14 protein-coding genes are annotated in these 14,549 nt (G+C 72.2%); 4 read left to right on the forward strand and 10 right to left on the reverse strand.

All coding sequences use genetic code 11. The features are described from left to right. Positions 1-62: 62 nt before the first annotated feature. From AB0M54_RS23690 to AB0M54_RS23700, 3 genes are all read left to right on the forward strand, one after another. On the forward strand, positions 63-641 hold the full coding sequence (locus AB0M54_RS23690; protein WP_364473719.1) for an RNA polymerase sigma factor: 579 nt from the start codon (positions 63-65) through the stop codon (positions 639-641). After that, entirely contained in the window at positions 641-1,447 is an 807-nt protein-coding gene (locus AB0M54_RS23695) for a hypothetical protein (protein ID WP_364473720.1), read from the forward strand. Before AB0M54_RS23690 ends, AB0M54_RS23695 begins: the two co-directional genes overlap by 1 nt. Before the next feature lie 105 nt (positions 1,448-1,552). Then, on the forward strand, positions 1,553-2,059 hold the full coding sequence (locus tag AB0M54_RS23700; RefSeq protein WP_364332489.1) for a LytR C-terminal domain-containing protein: 507 nt from the start codon (positions 1,553-1,555) through the stop codon (positions 2,057-2,059). Here AB0M54_RS23700 and AB0M54_RS23705 read toward each other — a convergent pair. Beyond that, positions 2,044-2,688: a response regulator transcription factor gene (locus AB0M54_RS23705; RefSeq protein WP_364332492.1), complete on the reverse strand. Its 645-nt coding sequence runs from the start codon at positions 2,686-2,688 to the stop codon at positions 2,044-2,046. The two genes, AB0M54_RS23700 and AB0M54_RS23705, sit on opposite strands and share 16 nt — an antisense overlap. Further along, positions 2,673-3,923: a sensor domain-containing protein gene (locus AB0M54_RS23710; RefSeq protein ID WP_364473722.1), complete on the reverse strand. Its 1,251-nt coding sequence runs from the start codon at positions 3,921-3,923 to the stop codon at positions 2,673-2,675. The genes AB0M54_RS23705 and AB0M54_RS23710 overlap by 16 nt, the downstream gene beginning before the upstream one ends. Positions 3,924-4,031: 108 nt before the next feature. Between AB0M54_RS23710 and AB0M54_RS23715 the strand changes: the two genes are divergently transcribed. Then, positions 4,032-5,240 carry a serine hydrolase domain-containing protein gene (locus tag AB0M54_RS23715; RefSeq protein WP_364473724.1) on the forward strand — a complete coding sequence of 403 codons (1,209 nt, stop codon included), beginning with the start codon at positions 4,032-4,034 and terminating at the stop codon, positions 5,238-5,240. Here AB0M54_RS23715 and AB0M54_RS23720 read toward each other — a convergent pair. The 8 genes from AB0M54_RS23720 to AB0M54_RS23755 form a co-directional block, all read right to left on the reverse strand. Next, the gene (locus AB0M54_RS23720) at positions 5,237-5,926 is read right to left on the reverse strand and encodes an endo alpha-1,4 polygalactosaminidase (RefSeq protein ID WP_364332501.1); all 690 of its coding nucleotides are present in this window, start codon (positions 5,924-5,926) and stop codon (positions 5,237-5,239) included. The two genes, AB0M54_RS23715 and AB0M54_RS23720, sit on opposite strands and share 4 nt — an antisense overlap. A gap of 218 nt (positions 5,927-6,144) precedes the next feature. Beyond that, positions 6,145-6,798, reverse strand: coding sequence for a spherulation-specific family 4 protein (locus tag AB0M54_RS23725; RefSeq protein ID WP_364332504.1), 654 nt, complete (start codon positions 6,796-6,798; stop codon positions 6,145-6,147). Then, positions 6,798-7,646 (reverse strand): NAD(P)-dependent oxidoreductase, encoded by an 849-nt coding sequence (locus tag AB0M54_RS23730; RefSeq protein WP_364473726.1) that lies wholly within the window; start codon positions 7,644-7,646, stop codon positions 6,798-6,800. Before AB0M54_RS23730 ends, AB0M54_RS23725 begins: the two co-directional genes overlap by 1 nt. Continuing rightward, positions 7,646-8,371: a sugar phosphate nucleotidyltransferase gene (locus tag AB0M54_RS23735; RefSeq protein ID WP_364332510.1), complete on the reverse strand. Its 726-nt coding sequence runs from the start codon at positions 8,369-8,371 to the stop codon at positions 7,646-7,648. Before AB0M54_RS23735 ends, AB0M54_RS23730 begins: the two co-directional genes overlap by 1 nt. 11 nt (positions 8,372-8,382) lie before the next feature. After that, positions 8,383-9,378: an SDR family NAD(P)-dependent oxidoreductase gene (locus tag AB0M54_RS23740; RefSeq protein ID WP_364332513.1), complete on the reverse strand. Its 996-nt coding sequence runs from the start codon at positions 9,376-9,378 to the stop codon at positions 8,383-8,385. Positions 9,379-9,416: 38 nt separating this feature from the next. Then, positions 9,417-10,637, reverse strand: coding sequence for a hypothetical protein (locus tag AB0M54_RS23745; protein WP_364473728.1), 1,221 nt, complete (start codon positions 10,635-10,637; stop codon positions 9,417-9,419). Beyond that, on the reverse strand, positions 10,634-12,082 hold the full coding sequence (gene pelF, locus AB0M54_RS23750) for a GT4 family glycosyltransferase PelF (protein WP_364332519.1): 1,449 nt from the start codon (positions 12,080-12,082) through the stop codon (positions 10,634-10,636). The genes AB0M54_RS23745 and pelF overlap by 4 nt, the downstream gene beginning before the upstream one ends. Further along, on the reverse strand, positions 12,079-14,085 hold the full coding sequence (locus tag AB0M54_RS23755) for a hypothetical protein (protein WP_364332522.1): 2,007 nt from the start codon (positions 14,083-14,085) through the stop codon (positions 12,079-12,081). Before AB0M54_RS23755 ends, pelF begins: the two co-directional genes overlap by 4 nt. Positions 14,086-14,549: the final 464 nt, after the last annotated feature.

Here is a 14,549-nt window from a genome sequence, read left to right on the forward strand (position 1 = left end):
CAGCGATTGAACACGTTCAATCGCGGCCGGAAACACTTGCGTGGCCAGCGGCATGTTGGGGTGTGAGAGAGATCCGAGAACGACCTCAGCGGGAGCGCTACGTGGAGGTGTACGCCTCCACGTACACCGACCTCGTCCGGTTCGTGGTCCGGCGCCGGCCCGCCACCGACCAGGCCGAGGACATCGTGGCCGAGGCCTTCGCGGTGGCCTGGCAACGCCTCGGCGACCTGCCCGGCGACCCGGGCGAGGCCCGCGCCTGGCTGTTCGGCATCACCCGGCGGCTGCTGATGGCCCAGCATCGGGCCGACCACCGCGGGCAGGCGCTGTCGGTCCGCATCGCCGGGCAGGTCGCCGTGGCCGGGCCGACGCTCGAGCACGACGACCTGGTCGCCACCTCGGTCGATCTGGCCAAGGCCTGGACCAGGCTCACCGCGATGCACCAGGAGGCGTTGAGCCTGTCGGTCTGGGAGGGGCTGACCGGGTCGCAGGCCGCGCAGGTGCTGGGCATCTCGGCGGTGGCCTACCGGATCCGCCTGAGCCGCGCGCGCCGGCTCCTCAAGCACCACCTCGCACACCCGGTCGGCGAACCCTCGGCCGACGGTCGCCGGATGCCCGCCAGCAGCGAAAAGGGACTCGCGTGATGAACCTCGACGATCAGCTTCGACGCCACGACCCCGCTCGCGACGTTCCCGCCGGCCTGGGCCGCTCGCCCCGCGCGGTGGCCACGCTGGCCCGATTGACCGCGAACGACCCCGGCGGCCGGTCGTCGTCCGCGATGTCCGCCCGCCCGGCCCGCCGCCGGCTCCTCCGGTACGCGATGGCCGCGATCGTGGCGGCGGCCGGTGTGGTCCTCGCCCCGATCCTGGGCACCGACGACGACGCGGCCCTCGCGACCTGGGACGCCAAGCCCCATCCGGTCACGGCCGAGGAGGCGGAACGCTACGCGAAGGACTGCGCGAGCTGGACGCAGGTCGGCTACCCGCCCCAGATCATCGAGGTACGCGGGACCTGGGTGATGACCTACCTCGCGTCCGCCGGCGGCGAGGCCCAGTGCCTGCGGTCGCTGACCCGTTCGGCCGAGTTCCCCGACGGTGAGGGCCAGGCGCAGTCCAGCCCGCTGACCCAGACGCCGGCCGCGGACGCCCTGGCCACGGTCGGTGTCATGGAGACCTCGGGCGGGGTCACGAACACCCAGTTCCTGGTCGCGGGCAAGGTCGGCGCCGAGGTCACCGCGGTCGTCTTCCGCACACAGGGCATGCGGGTGCAGGCCACGGTCAAGAACGGTCGCTTCACGGCCTGGTGGCCGCGGCGGAAGCCGGCCAGCCTCTACGGCCGGCTGATGGACAACACCGGGTGGAACGGCTCGCCCAATCCCAAGGTGACGATCACCCTCAGCGACGGCCGGACCATCACCAAACCGCTCAAGGAGTACGACGTGAACCACTGAGCGCGGGACGTGACGCACGTCCCAGTTCCCGGGGCGAGTGCACAGAATCGGGACGGCGTGCGTCACGCGTGCGTGAGCTTTACTCGTACCAAAGCACTGATCGTCGTGGGAATTCTCGCCCTGGCCGCGATCGTCGTCGTGGTGGTCACGCTGGTCCGCGACAGCCAGAGCGACAGCGCGGCCGGCCAGGACTGCCCGCCCGGCATGGTCCAGGCGAACGTGACCCTGCCCGCCGCGGCCGACGAGGTGAAGCTCCGGGTGCTCAACGGCACCCGGACGGCCGGCGTCGCCGAGCGGGCCAGCGAGGAGTTCAAGAACCGCGGGTTCACCACGCAGCCGCCCGCGGAGAGCAAGAGCAGGTACGCCAAGACCGCGATCGTCCGGTACGGGCCGAAGGCGGTCGGCGACGCCCAGTGGATCCGGGCGTTCTTCCTCGGCGAGGCGGTGCCGCAGTACGACCCGAAGCGGACCACCGACGTGATCGACATCGTGATCGGCGACCAGTACCGGCAGCTCGCCACCGACACCGAGGTCAACCAGTCGATGGCCCAGCTCAGCGAGCCGAAGCTGCCACCGGGCACCTGCGCCGCGCCAGGTCAGCCCTCCAGGTAGGCGAGGACGGCCAGGATGCGCCGGTGGTCGTCCTCGGACGGCCTGAGCCCGAGCTTGGTGAAGATCTGGTGGCTGTGCTTGCTGACGGTCTTCTCGGTGACGAACATCCGGCCGGCGATCGCGGCGTTGGAGTGGCCCTCGGCCATCAGCGCCAGGACCTCGTGCTCACGTGGGCTCAGCTCCAGCAGCCGCGGGTCGGTGGAGCGGCGGGTGAGCAGGGCGCTGACCACCTCGGGGTCCATCACCGTGCTGCCCGCGGCGACCTGCCGCACGTTGGTGACGAACTGGCCGACGTCCATCACCCGGTCCTTCAGCAGGTACCCCACCGCGCCGGCCCGGTCCGACATCAGCTCCCGGGCGTAGAGCTGCTCGACGTACTGCGAAAGCACCACCACGGGCAGCCCCGGAATCCGCCGGCGAGCCTCGATCGCGGCGCGCAGGCCCTCGTCGGTGAAGGTCGGTGGCAGCCGGACGTCGACGACCGCCACGTCGGGCCGATGCGTGGTCAGGGCCCGGATCAGCGCGGGACCGTCGTCGACGGCGTCCACCACCTCGCAGCCGTTGGCCCGGAAGATCCGGATCAGGCCCTCGCGGAGCAGGGTGAGGTCTTCGGCTACGACGACGCGCACGGCAGCGACATCCTTATCTCGGTGGGCCCGCCCGGCGGGCTGTCCACGGTCAGCGTGCCGTCGAAGGCCGCGAGCCGGCGGGCGATGCCCCGCAGGCCGGTGCCCCCGTCGACGGAGGCGCCCCCGCGGCCGTCGTCGGTCACCCGCACCGTCAGGTTCCCGGTCGGGCCGGCCTGGTGAGGGGCGAACTCCACGGTGATCCCGATGTGGCCGGCCCCGGCGTGCTTGATGGCGTTGGCCAGGGCCTCGGTGACCGCGAAGTAGGCCGCTGACTCGACCGGCGCCGGCAACCGTCCCGGTAGCCGGGTCACCACGGTGGTCGGGATCGGGTTGGCCAGGGCCAGGGCCCGCAGGGCGCCGTCCAGGCCGCGGTCGGCCAGGACCGGCGGGTGGATGCCGCGGACCAGGTCACGCAGTTCGGTCAGCGCGCCGGCGGTCGACTCGCGGGCCTCGGCCAGCAACCGCGGCACGGCCAGGGGATCGTCGTGCAGCAGTTGTTCGGCCAGGCCGAGGCTCATGCCCAGGGACACCAGCCGGGCCTGGGCCCCGTCGTGCAGGTCCCGTTCGATCCGGCGCAGCTCGCCGGCCTGGGTGTCGACGGTCTCGGCCCGCGAGGTCGCCAGCTGCTCGACCCGGGCCCGCAGTCCCGCCTGCTCGGTCGGGCCGAGCAGCGCGCGGATCACCCGGGCGTTGAGGTTCGCCAGCCGCGGCGCGGTCGCGTACCAGAGCACGAACAACACCGGGCCGAGCGGGACCAGCACGAACGACTGGGTGACGCTGTGCAGCCGGAAGGCGTCACCGAGCGGGGTGCGGAACACCTCGGACGGGGTGAGCGCGTAGACCAACGGGTAGAGCAGGTAGAAGAAGCCGCCGAGGAAGAGCAGCAGCGACAGTCCCGAGGTGAACCAGGCGGTGACCGCGTTGGCCACCAGCCAGGCCCAGTCCCGCCAGCTCGCCGGGTCGCGCACGATCGCCCCCAGCCGAGGCAGCCATCCGCCGTCCGGCGCCGGGATGTAGGGCCGGGGCACCGGTTCGCCCAGCCGGTCGGCGGCCCACCGGCGGTGCAGGTCGGCGAACCAGCGGACCAGCACGGTGGCGAGCAGCGTCAGCGGGATTCCGGCGCCCAGCGCGACCGACGGCACCGAGGTGATCCAGAGCGTGGCCAGCCCGGCGCCCACGACCGAGCCGGCCAGCAGCGCCACCGACCCGCCCAGCAGGCTCATCCGCAGTTTCACGGTGTTGATGATGACGGGTCGGCCGGTGCCGGCGCGGTGGGGTTGACTCCACCCCCCAGGGGATCCAGCCGCAGTGTTCCCGGCTCCCGGCCCGCCCAGGCTGGTGCCATGAAGCTGAAGCTGAACCCCTTTCCGGCGCTCCTGGCCGTCATGGCGCTGACCGCCTGCGGAACTCAGGCCGTACCCGTCTCGGCCGACCAGACCCATGCTCCGCCGACTTCGCTGGCCACGCTGGCCCAGCAGGTCGTGGACGCCGGCGCGCCCGGGGTGATCGTCCGCGTCGACGACGGCCGCGGGAAGGTGGTCGAGATCGCCCGGCAGGCACCCTGGACCAGGGCCGATCACACCATGGCGGCGAGCGACCGGTTCAGGATGGGCTCGAACACCAAGACGATGGTGGCCACCGTCGTCCTGCAACTGGTGGCCGAGCACCGGGTCCGGCTGACCGACCCGGTCGAGAAGTGGCTGACTGGCCTCATCCCGAACGGGAACGCCATCACCCTGCGGATGCTGCTCAACCACACCAGCGGCCTGTTCAACTACACCTTCGACCCCGAGGTGCTGCGGGCGTTCACCGGCCAGGACACCCGGGCCTGGACACCCCGGGAGCTGATCGCCGCCGGCGTCCGGCACGACCCGATGTTCGCGCCCGGCGCGGGCTACTCGTACAGCAACACCAACTACGTCGCGCTCGGCCTGATCGCCGAGAAGGCGACCGGGCGCCACCTGGACGACCTGATCCGGGCGCGGATCACCCGGCCGCTGGGCCTGACCGACACCTACCTGGTCACCGGGGCGGACACGCCGAGGACGCGCGGCCTCGCGCACGGCTACGAACCGGACGCCGCCCGCATCGGCCCGCTGCTTCCCCCGGGCGTACCCGCCGGAACCGCGTTCGCCGGCCCGGCCCGCGCCGCCGGGTACGTCGACACCACCACCATCAACGCCAGCACCGAATGGGCCGCCGGCGGCATGATCTCCTCGGCCCGGGACTGGGCCCGCTTCGACCGCGCGCTGTTGTCCGGCCGGCTCCTGCCGGCTGCCCTGCTGAAGGAGATGCGGACAACCGTCGCCGAGGAGACCGAGTTCCCGAACCGCCGGTACGGGCTCGGGCTGGAGCAGGTGACGACTCCCTGCGGGACCGTCTGGGGTCACAACGGCCAGGTCCCCGGCTACTCCGGCGAGACCTACACCGACGCCACCGGCCGGCGAACGGTCGCGGTGCTCACCACCACGATCTTCGGTCTGGCCGTCCCGAAGGCCGGCGCGGCCAACAAGGCCCTGGTGGACGCCGCGGTCTGCGCGATGCTCGATTAGCAGCGGGTGGCGGCGGCGTCCAGCTCGCGGTTCTTGTGCAGGGAGCTCAACCGGAGGCGGCGGGACTCGGCGCAGTACTCGGCCGGCGCCAGGTCGTACTCGGCGTGCAGCACCGCCTTGCCGGCCTGGATGAACGGCTTCAGGGCCTGGCACTCGTCGAACGCGGCGCACTCCTCGTTGACCGTGAAGTCGAAGTCGCCGACCAGCTCGGCCGCCTGATCGACGTCGTTCTTCAGCGCGACCGACAGCCCGCGTTCGTGGGCCAGCCGCGCGACGAAACGGTTGAACCGGAGCTGATGGGCGGCGGTGAGCGGGAAGCCGGTGTCGGCCTCGTACCCGTCCATCAGGTCTGGTTCGACCGCGTCGAAACCCTTCGCCGCGCACATGTCGAATCGCTTGGCCAGCACCGGTTCCAGCTTGGCCGGGTCGCGGATGTCGAGCCACCGCTCGCCGGGCCAGCCGTTCGCCCGGCCCAGCAGCTCGCGCGGCCAGTCGCGGTAGTCGGGGCGGAAGTCCTCGGCCGCGCCGACCTCCACGTAGCAGACCGCTTTCCGGCCGCGGCGGTGCAGGTCGGCGACGACGGCGGCGCTGTTGAGGAAGCCGTCGATGTCGTAGACCGCCGCGTCCACGCTCAGGTCGAGCGGAGTGGTCAGCTGCCACTGCCAGGTGATGCCGGGCGCGGGCACCCAGCGCTTCGCCGGCTTCCGGGACGGAGACGCGGAAGGAGAAACGGAGGGAGACCGAGAGGGCCGCACCGTGGGCGTGGGTGACGGGGAAGCCGCCGGGGAAGGAGAGGACGGCGGCGGGGAGACAATCGGCGGCGAGGAAGCGATCGGCTGCGCGGCGGTTCCGCAGGCGGCAAGCACAAGCAACGCGACCAGCGCGATGAGGAGGCGACGGACGGTCATCGGGCGAGCGACTCCAGATAGGTGGGTACGCCGTCCCACGGGTTCACCCCGGTCCGGTCGGTCACGTAGACGACGCCGGCCCCGGCCTCGGCGGCGCGGGACAGGGCCGCCGGCAACAGCGCCGACGGGGTGTCGTAGACCAGGTGCCAGATGCGTTCGGCCGGCATCGAGCGGATCCAGGCGGGCACCTGGATCTCCCGGTGCCAGGCGTACGGGCCCTCGAAGGTCACCAGCGCGTCGGCGAGCTCACCGTACCGGGGGTGCGGGTGGGCGCCGTGGTTGAACACCACCGTGCCGGCGGTCCGCCGCCGGATCTCCGACAGCACCACGTCGTACCAGATCAGCAGATCCGGAGAAGTGGACACGCGGTCGAGGAACAGGCCGCTGGTCGGATACCAGTCCTGCCAGCGGTCCACGTCGGCGAGCACCTCATCCGGGTCACGCCGCCCGTAGTCGGTGTCGACGTAGCCGAGCAGCGGCCGCCCGGTCGCCACCCCGGCCGCGATCAGCGACCGCTCGGGTGCCGGGCCGGGCCCGTTGAACGAGTTGAGGATCACCGCGCGGACCGCGGATCCGTGGGTGGCCAAGGCTTTCCAGTCGGCGCCGGCCACGGCGGGATGGAAGTACGCGGGTACGACCAGAGCGCTCATCAAGCCGCCACGAGGGAGCGCACGGAATCCGAGAGGGAGTACTCGGGCCGGAAGCCAAGCACCGACCGGGCCAGCGTGATGTCCGCCTGCTGCCAGGTGACCGCGGCCGAGCGGGCCGAGCCGATGGTCTCCTCGATCGGCTGCGGAACCCCGGTCATCCCGGCCGCCAGGGCCGCCAGGTCACGCAGGGCGGTGGCGCGGCCGCTGCCGATGTTCACGACGCCGGGCAACGCGCCCGTGACCCAGCAGGCGACCTCGACCGCGGCCGCGACGTCCCGGACGTCCACGAAGTCGCGGTGCCCGTCGAGCGGGCCGAGCCGGATCGCCGGGTCCCGCAACGCGGCCACCAGCCGTCCCGGCAGCAGCGTCGACGGCGTACCCGGACCGATCGGGTTGAAGACCCTCAGCACGGTGGCGGTCAGGCCGTCGCGGCGGGCGGCGAGGACCAGCTCGGTGCCGGCCAGCTTGCTCATCCCGTACGCCGAAACGGGTTGGGGGGTGAAGGTCTCCCCCACCGAGCGGCCGTCGGGCACCACGCCGTATTCCGCCGCCGAGCCGAGGTGGACGAGCCGGCACCCGATCGCGGCGGCCGCCGTCACCAGCCGGGCCACCGCGACCACGTTGCCGCGGGCCAGCGACGCGGGCGAGCCGTCGATCGCGCCGGCGCAGTTGACCACCACGTCCGGGGCCAGGTCGCGCAGCCGGGCGGTCAGGCCGGCGTCATCGAGGTCGAGCCGCAGGGGCCCGGACCGCCCGGCCGCGATGACGGTCACCGCGGGGTCGGCGGCCAGGCGCGCCCGCACCTGACCACCGAGGAACCCCGAGGCGCCGATCAGCAGACAGCGCATCAGGCGGCCAATCGTTCCCGCAGCAGGATCGGGCCCAGCACCCCGAACTCGGCGTTGGCCCGGTCGTAGTCGTCCGGCCGGCCGATGTCGAGCCAGTTGCCGTCGAACTCGTACTCGGCCGGCCCGCTCCCCTGGGCCAGCATGTCCAGCACCAGCTCGTCGAAACCCAGGGGCAGGCCCGGGGTGTACGGGCGGAGCGCGCCGGCCGACATGCCGTACACGCCCATGCTCACCCGGTAGTCCATGGTGGGCTTCTCGGTGAAGTCGACGATCCGGCCGCCGACCGAGGTCAGCACCCCGAAGTCGATCTTCACCTGGCGGGCGTAGGTGGCCACGGTCAGCTCGGAGCCGCCGGCGCGGTGCCGGTTCAGCAGGTCGGCGTAGTCGAGGTCGGTCAGGATGTCGCCGTTCATCACCACGAAGTGCTCGGGCAGCCGGTCCCGCATCTGCAGCAGCGGGCCGATGGTGCCCAGCGGCGACTCCTCTTCGGCGAAGTCGACCCGCTCCATGCCCCACTGGCTGCCGTCGCCGACGTAGGCCCGGATCAGGTGCCCGAGGTGGCCGATGGCCAGCGTCACCGAGCGGAAGCCGCAATGCGAGAGCTGACGCATGATGATTTCCAGGATCGAGTACTGGTCGCCGATCGGCACCAGGGGCTTCGGCAGAGCCGTCGTGTACGGCCGCAGCCGCACCCCTTTGCCACCGGCCAGAATGACTGCGTGCATGGGTGTTCTCCTCAACGCGCGTAGGTGCCGGGGCGGTACTTGGCGAGGTTGGCCGGGTCCAGGAACCAGTCGATGGTCAGCTTCACCCCGGAGGCGAGGTCGTGGGCGGGGGCCCAGCCGGTGGCCGTCCGCAGCTTGGTGTTGTCACAGACCAGCCGCATGACCTCGGAGTTGGCCGGGCGCAGGCGCTCGTTCTCCAGGCGGACCGGCACCGGGCGGCCCATCAGCGCGCAGATCATCTCGGCCGTGGCGCCGATCGAGATCTCGTCGCCGGTGCCGGCGTTGAACGACTCGCCGACGACCTGCTCGGCCGGCGCGGTCCCGACGGTGGCGAAGGCCTCGGCGGTGTCGTGCACGAACAGGAAGTCGCGGGTCGGGTCGAGCGCGCCCAGCCGGATCTCGTCCGCGCCGGCGGCGATCTGGCTGATCACCGTGGGGATGACCGCGCGGGCCGACTGCCGGGGCCCGAACGTGTTGAACGGCCGCATGATCACCGCGGGGGTGCCGAAGCTGGCGTGGTAGCTGTCCACCAGCTTGTCGGCGCCGGCCTTGCTGGCCGCGTACGGCGACTGCGCCTGCACCGGGTGGGTCTCGCTGATCGGCACGGTCCGCGCGGTGCCGTAGGTCTCGCTGGTCGAGGTGTGCACCAGCCGGTCACAGCCCTGCTCGCGGACGGCCTCCAGCACGTTCAGAGTGCCGATCACGTTGGTGTTCACGTAGGAGCGGGGCGCCCGGTAGGAGTGCGGGATCGCGATCAGGGCGGCCAGGTGGTAGACGGTGCCCGCCCCGCTGATCAGGTCGCGGACGGTGTCCTGGTCGGTGACGTCGCCGGCGACCACCTCGACGTTGGCCATCACGTCGGGGCTGAGCGTGTCCAGCCAGCCCCAGGTGCCGAGCGAGTTGTACTGGGCCATGGCCCGGACGTGGTGGCCCCGGGCGACCAGGTTCTCGACCAGGTGGGAGCCGATGAAGCCGTCGGCACCGGTTACTGCGACCGTCGTCGTCACGATGTTTCTCCTTGGGGGACGCTGTCTTTCGGGGGACTTCAGAGGTGGAGCTGGGCCCGGCGCAACGTCAGGTGGGCGTACGCGTAGAGGGCGATCAGCAGGCCGGCCGCGGTGCCGGCCTGGATGGTTTCGGGGGACGCGAAGGGCATCAGGGCCAGGCTCGCCACCAGGGCGGCCAGGCAGGCCAGCACGACCGGGCCACGGATGCCGAACGACATCAGGAGCAGGGCCAGGAACAGCGCCGGCCCGATCAGGGCCGGCTCGGCCCGGGGCAGCTCGCCGGTCAGGACGGCCCCGGCGGCGAGCAGCACGGCCAGGACGGCCACGTAGGTCGCCGACGCCCGGAGGAGGGCGGCGTTGGCCCGCCGGCGGAAGACCCGGAAGGTGCGGCTGACGGCCATCGCGTGGTGGGTCGCCGCGCGGTAGCGGTAGAGCAGCCATTCGGCCGCGCCCATGCTGACCGACAGGGGCAGCAGGACGGCCAGCGTTCCGGTGGCGCCCGGCTGCGGGTCCAGCGCCCGCAGCGCCGCCGTGAAGATCAGCAGTCCGCCGACGACCGCGCCGAACGCCACGGCGGGGAGCGCGGCGGCCAGTTCGGCCCGGGCCGGCCGCTCGGGTCGGACACCCCGCACCGACCAGCCCGCGACGACGACCGCGGCCAGCGGGGCGGCCGGCCCGGCGGCGAGCGCCGCCAGCAACCACCACTCCCGGCCGAGGACCAGGGCGACGGTGGCGGCCAGCACGTAGACCAGCTGACCGGCGGCGATCAGCGTGACCACGGCCGGGACGCCGAGGGCGAACCCGAGCGCGGCCACGACCGCCACCGCGGGCACTCCGACGGCCAGGGTGGCGCCGCTCAGCACGGCGGCGGCGCCGTTCCGGCCGGTCCGGCTCAGCCGGGCGTGACCCAGGTGGGCCAGGCCCTGCCCGGCCGACCAGGACAGCAGCACCGACACGACCAGCAGCACCGCGGCGCGCGGGCCGGTGATCCGGTCGGCGACGGTCAGGTAGGCCAGCGCCGGGAGCCCGAACAGCACACCGCGCAGCACGTGGGTGACCGGCTTGGCCCGCCACGGGCCCTCGGCCGGCACGTTCGGCTGCGGCTGCCGCGGCGTCTGCCGGAACAGCCGGTCGGCCAGGTCGAAGACGTCCTCGGCGCCGTGCCGTTCGCGGGCCGTCACGTCGGTGACCCCGTCGGCCTCCAGCACCGCGGCCACCTCGTACGAGTCGACCGCCGCCTCGGCGTGGGCGCTGTTCATCGGGCCTCCGCCGGTTCGAGGACCTCGGCGGCCGCCTCGCGCGACATCCGGAAGACCAGGTCGTGGTAGATCGCGTCGTAGCTGTCCACCGCCTTGTCCACGGTGAAGTTGGCCAGCGCCCGTTCCCGGGCCCGCCGGCCCAGGTCGTGCCGCCGCGCCTCGTCGCGCAGCAACTCCAGGCAGGCGGCGGCCATCGCCGCGGGTTCGCGCGGCGGCACCACCAGGCCGGTGTCGCCGACCGCCTCGCCGACCCCGCCGACGTCGGTCGACACCGTGGCCCGGCCCGAGGTCATCGCCTCGATCAGGGTGTACGGGAACCCCTCGGAGATGCTCGACAGCGCCACCACGTGACCGGCCGCGTAGGCGTCCCGGATCTCCGCCACCCGGCCCTCGAAGGTGACCGACCCGGCCAGCCCCAGCTCGGCGACCAGCGCCTCACAGCTCGCCCGGTAGGCCTCGCCGCCGGCCGGCACGCCGCCGAAGACGCGCAGCCGCGCCTCCGGCAGCTCGGCGCGGACCAGGGCGAAGCTGCGGATCAGCGTCTCCAGGTCCTTGATCGGGTCGATCCGGCCGGCCCAGGTGATGGTGGGCGCCGCCGGCTCGGGCCCGGCCGCCGGGAAGTCCTCGGGGGCCACGCCGTTGTAGACCGTCTCGATCCGCTTCGGGTCGGCGCCGAACCTGGTCTCCCAGCGGCGGTTGTACTGGTTGCCGGGGGCGATCAGGTCGGCGTTGCGGTAGGCCGTGACGCAGACCAGCCGCAGGAAGGCGGCGAGCGTCGCCTTGACCGGCCAGCTGTAGCCGGCGGCCCGCAGTCCGAGGTAGCGCTCGCGGAGGTAGACGCCGTGCTCGGTGAGCAGCAGCGGCGTGCCGTGCCGCCACCTGGCGGCCAGCCCGGGCAGGGTGGCCAGGCCGTTGGTCACCGCGTGGGTGAGGTCGGCCCGCGGCGCCGGCTGCAGCAGCGGGCGCAGCGAACGCTCGATGACGTCCACCGCGGTCAGCGCGTCCAGCACCGACGGCGCGGCGACCTGACGGAGCGCGGTGTTGGCCGGCCACGCGTCCATCAGCCAGCCCGCCGCCTCCTGGCCGTAGGGCGCCAGGCTCGCGCCGTCCGCGCACTCGGCCATCTCGCGCAGCGCCGCCGCGAACTCCTCGCCGGAATCCTTGGCCACGAGCGACAGGATCATTCTGCGGTACGCCGAGACGAGCCGTTCCGCGTTCCCGCCCCGGCCCGGCCGTGGCCGCCGCGTGAACGGCGGCCACAGCGCGATGCCGTGGACGGTGACGTTCGCCGGCAGCTCCCAGGCCGCCGGCTCGGTGCCGGTGGCCTGGATCGCGTACACGTCGAACTCGTGGTTCTTCAAGCCACGCACCAGCTGGTCACACCAGACGCTGACCCCGCCGAACGCCTGGGGGTAGGTGCCCTCGGTGAGCATGGCGATCTTCACGGAAGCACCAGGTCCACGGTGCCGCCGGCGGCCGGGGTGGTCCAGGCTGAGCGCAGCCCGGCGTACGCGTCACCGAAGACGGCCGTACCCCGCTTGGTCCCGGTGATCGCCGTGACCGGCACCACGACCGACGCCGGCGCCTCGATGTGCACCGCCTTGTCCTGCACGTAGCCGGTGACCTGGCCGCCCGCGACCGCGGCCCGCCAAGCGTTCTGCCGCTGGAGTTCGAGACCGGCCGCGCTCATCCGCGGGTTGACGAACGGCGCGTTGTCGGCCACCAGCGACCGGTACCGGGTCAGGATGCCGTCCATCATGGTCAGCAGGATCCGGTCCTCGGCCAGGTTGCCCTGGTGCGCGTAGTACGGGCGCGGGTCGTTGTTCAACATCCGGCCCAGGGCCAGCCGGGTCTCCAGCGGCACGATGTAGTTCTGGAAGCCGGTGGTCGTGTTCAGCGGCGCGATGCAGGTGGTGGTGGCCGGGTTGTCCTCGCAGATTCCGCTGCCGCCGTCGGCCCGGGACGTGTAGATCCAGTTGTACTCGTCGGCCATCTCGGTGCGCCGGCCGGCGTTGAAGTACACCGTCATCGGGTACCGCGGCACGGTCAGCGCCGAGCCGACCTGGATCTGGTCGGGCATCCGGGAGTTGTCCGCGGCCAGCCACTTGATGCCCTGGCCGGTCAGCGCCGGGGCCAGGTTCGGGTTGGTCTGCGGCTGCTGCGGCAGGATGTAGAGCCCGGAGTGCTCACCGGTGACCAGCTCGGTCCGGTCGATCGGCAGCTTGCGCACGGCGTTGCCGGCCCAGGTGACGTTCTTGCTGATCTCCGAGGTGATCAGGGCCTGCGTCGCCCAGCTGTTCGTGCACCTCCAGGGAATGACCGTGGTGTCCCGCACACAGCCCAGGTACTCGTGGTTCCAGGTGTGGTTGGTCCACCGGAAGTTCCCCTTCGACAGCAGGAACGCCAGGGTCAGCGGGTCCAGGCGCAGGAACGCGGCCGACGAGGCCTCGGCGCTGCCGTTCCCGTTGAAGACCATGTCGAAGACGAAGTTGCGGCTGGTCTGCCAGGACGAGACGGCCGACACGTCGGCGGCGCTCATCCGGATGTCCTTGGTCGTGATGCCGGCCTTGCAGTCCTCACCCGGGGTGCAGTTCCCGGTGGTGCTCCACCGGGCGTCGCCCATGAAGACGTCGTCCACCTGCACCGACAGGAAGTTGCGGCTGAGGCCGAGGTGCACGCCCCCGGTCATCCAGGTGACGATGCCCGGGGCGAGCAGCCGGAACTGCTGCTGGGCGCTGTTGTAGACGAAGTTCAGCGACAGCTGCCGCCGGTTGCCGGCCCTGGACTCGGCGACCAGCGTGTTGCCGGCCGACCCGTCCGGCGCGGTGGCGGTCAGCAGGGACGTGGTGGTGGCGTCGGCGGTTTTCTCGGCCGGGGCAGCGAGGTAGCCGTACGACTCGGCTACGGCCGGCGAATTGTCCTCGAACGGCACCGAGCCCTTCAGGTAGCCGAAGACGCCCTTGCCGGCCGCGGTCAGGGTCGCGGTCACGCCGTCCAGCGAGCCGGCCCAGGTCGGCGTCTGCATGCCCACCCCGGCGCCCGGGTAGACGTAGGCGTTCACCTGCGGGATGTCGAACTTCTGCTGGTACGCGGTGAGCGCGGCCAGCTCGGTGGCGTTGCCGAGCGCGTCCGGACCGGGCATCACCACGGCCTGGAAGTGGGCCCGGTCGATCAGCCGGCCGGCGCTGGTGACGGTGTCGGCCAGGAACGCGGCGTCGATCGCCGGGCGGGCCGCGTCACCGAGGTTGACCTCCTGGTAGGGCACGCCCTCGGACTTCAGCTCGGCCGCGATCGCCGAGGTGGCCGGCCCGCCGTCGGTGACGACCAGGACCTTCAGCTCGACCCGGCTGCCGGCCGGCGCCGCCGCGAACGACGGCGTGACGACCAGCGCCACCGCCGCCGTCGCGGCCACCGCCGTGATCACTGTGGAGCGCCAGACGCGCACCATGTTGCCTCCCAAGATGTCCGATCCAGGGGGCAAACGCTAAGTGACCGAAACGGAGATTTGAATACCCTCTCGACATATGCGGACCGGCCCGGCAAACACCACGAGTCACGCTCCGGACAACGGGTTCAATTACTCCGCGTAATAACGGTCATTATTGCGGAGAGTTACGTAGCGGGTCGGCCGTTCGGTGGCCGGAAATGCCCGGACGGCCCACGGTCGAACGGTTCGCCACGACCGGCCGCAGGGCTCTGGCCGCCTCGGCGAGAAGTGATCTCGTCAGGTCGACATCACTGAGGGTGATCTGGCTCCGGTTCAGCTGCTCTCATTGGCGCGGTGTTCGCCCGGCGCCCGGCCGGCCGCCCGAGCTCGCCTGACCGCCCGGGCTCGATCGAGTCCGCCGCCATCGTCACCACCTGTGACTTCAACGTGTGCGCGCGCTGGGCCGACCAGCACTGGTCCGCCTG

Origin of the sequence: Actinoplanes sp. NPDC051470 (assembly GCF_040682035.1) — a bacterium.
Taxonomy (GTDB): Bacteria; Actinomycetota; Actinomycetes; order Mycobacteriales; family Micromonosporaceae; genus Actinoplanes.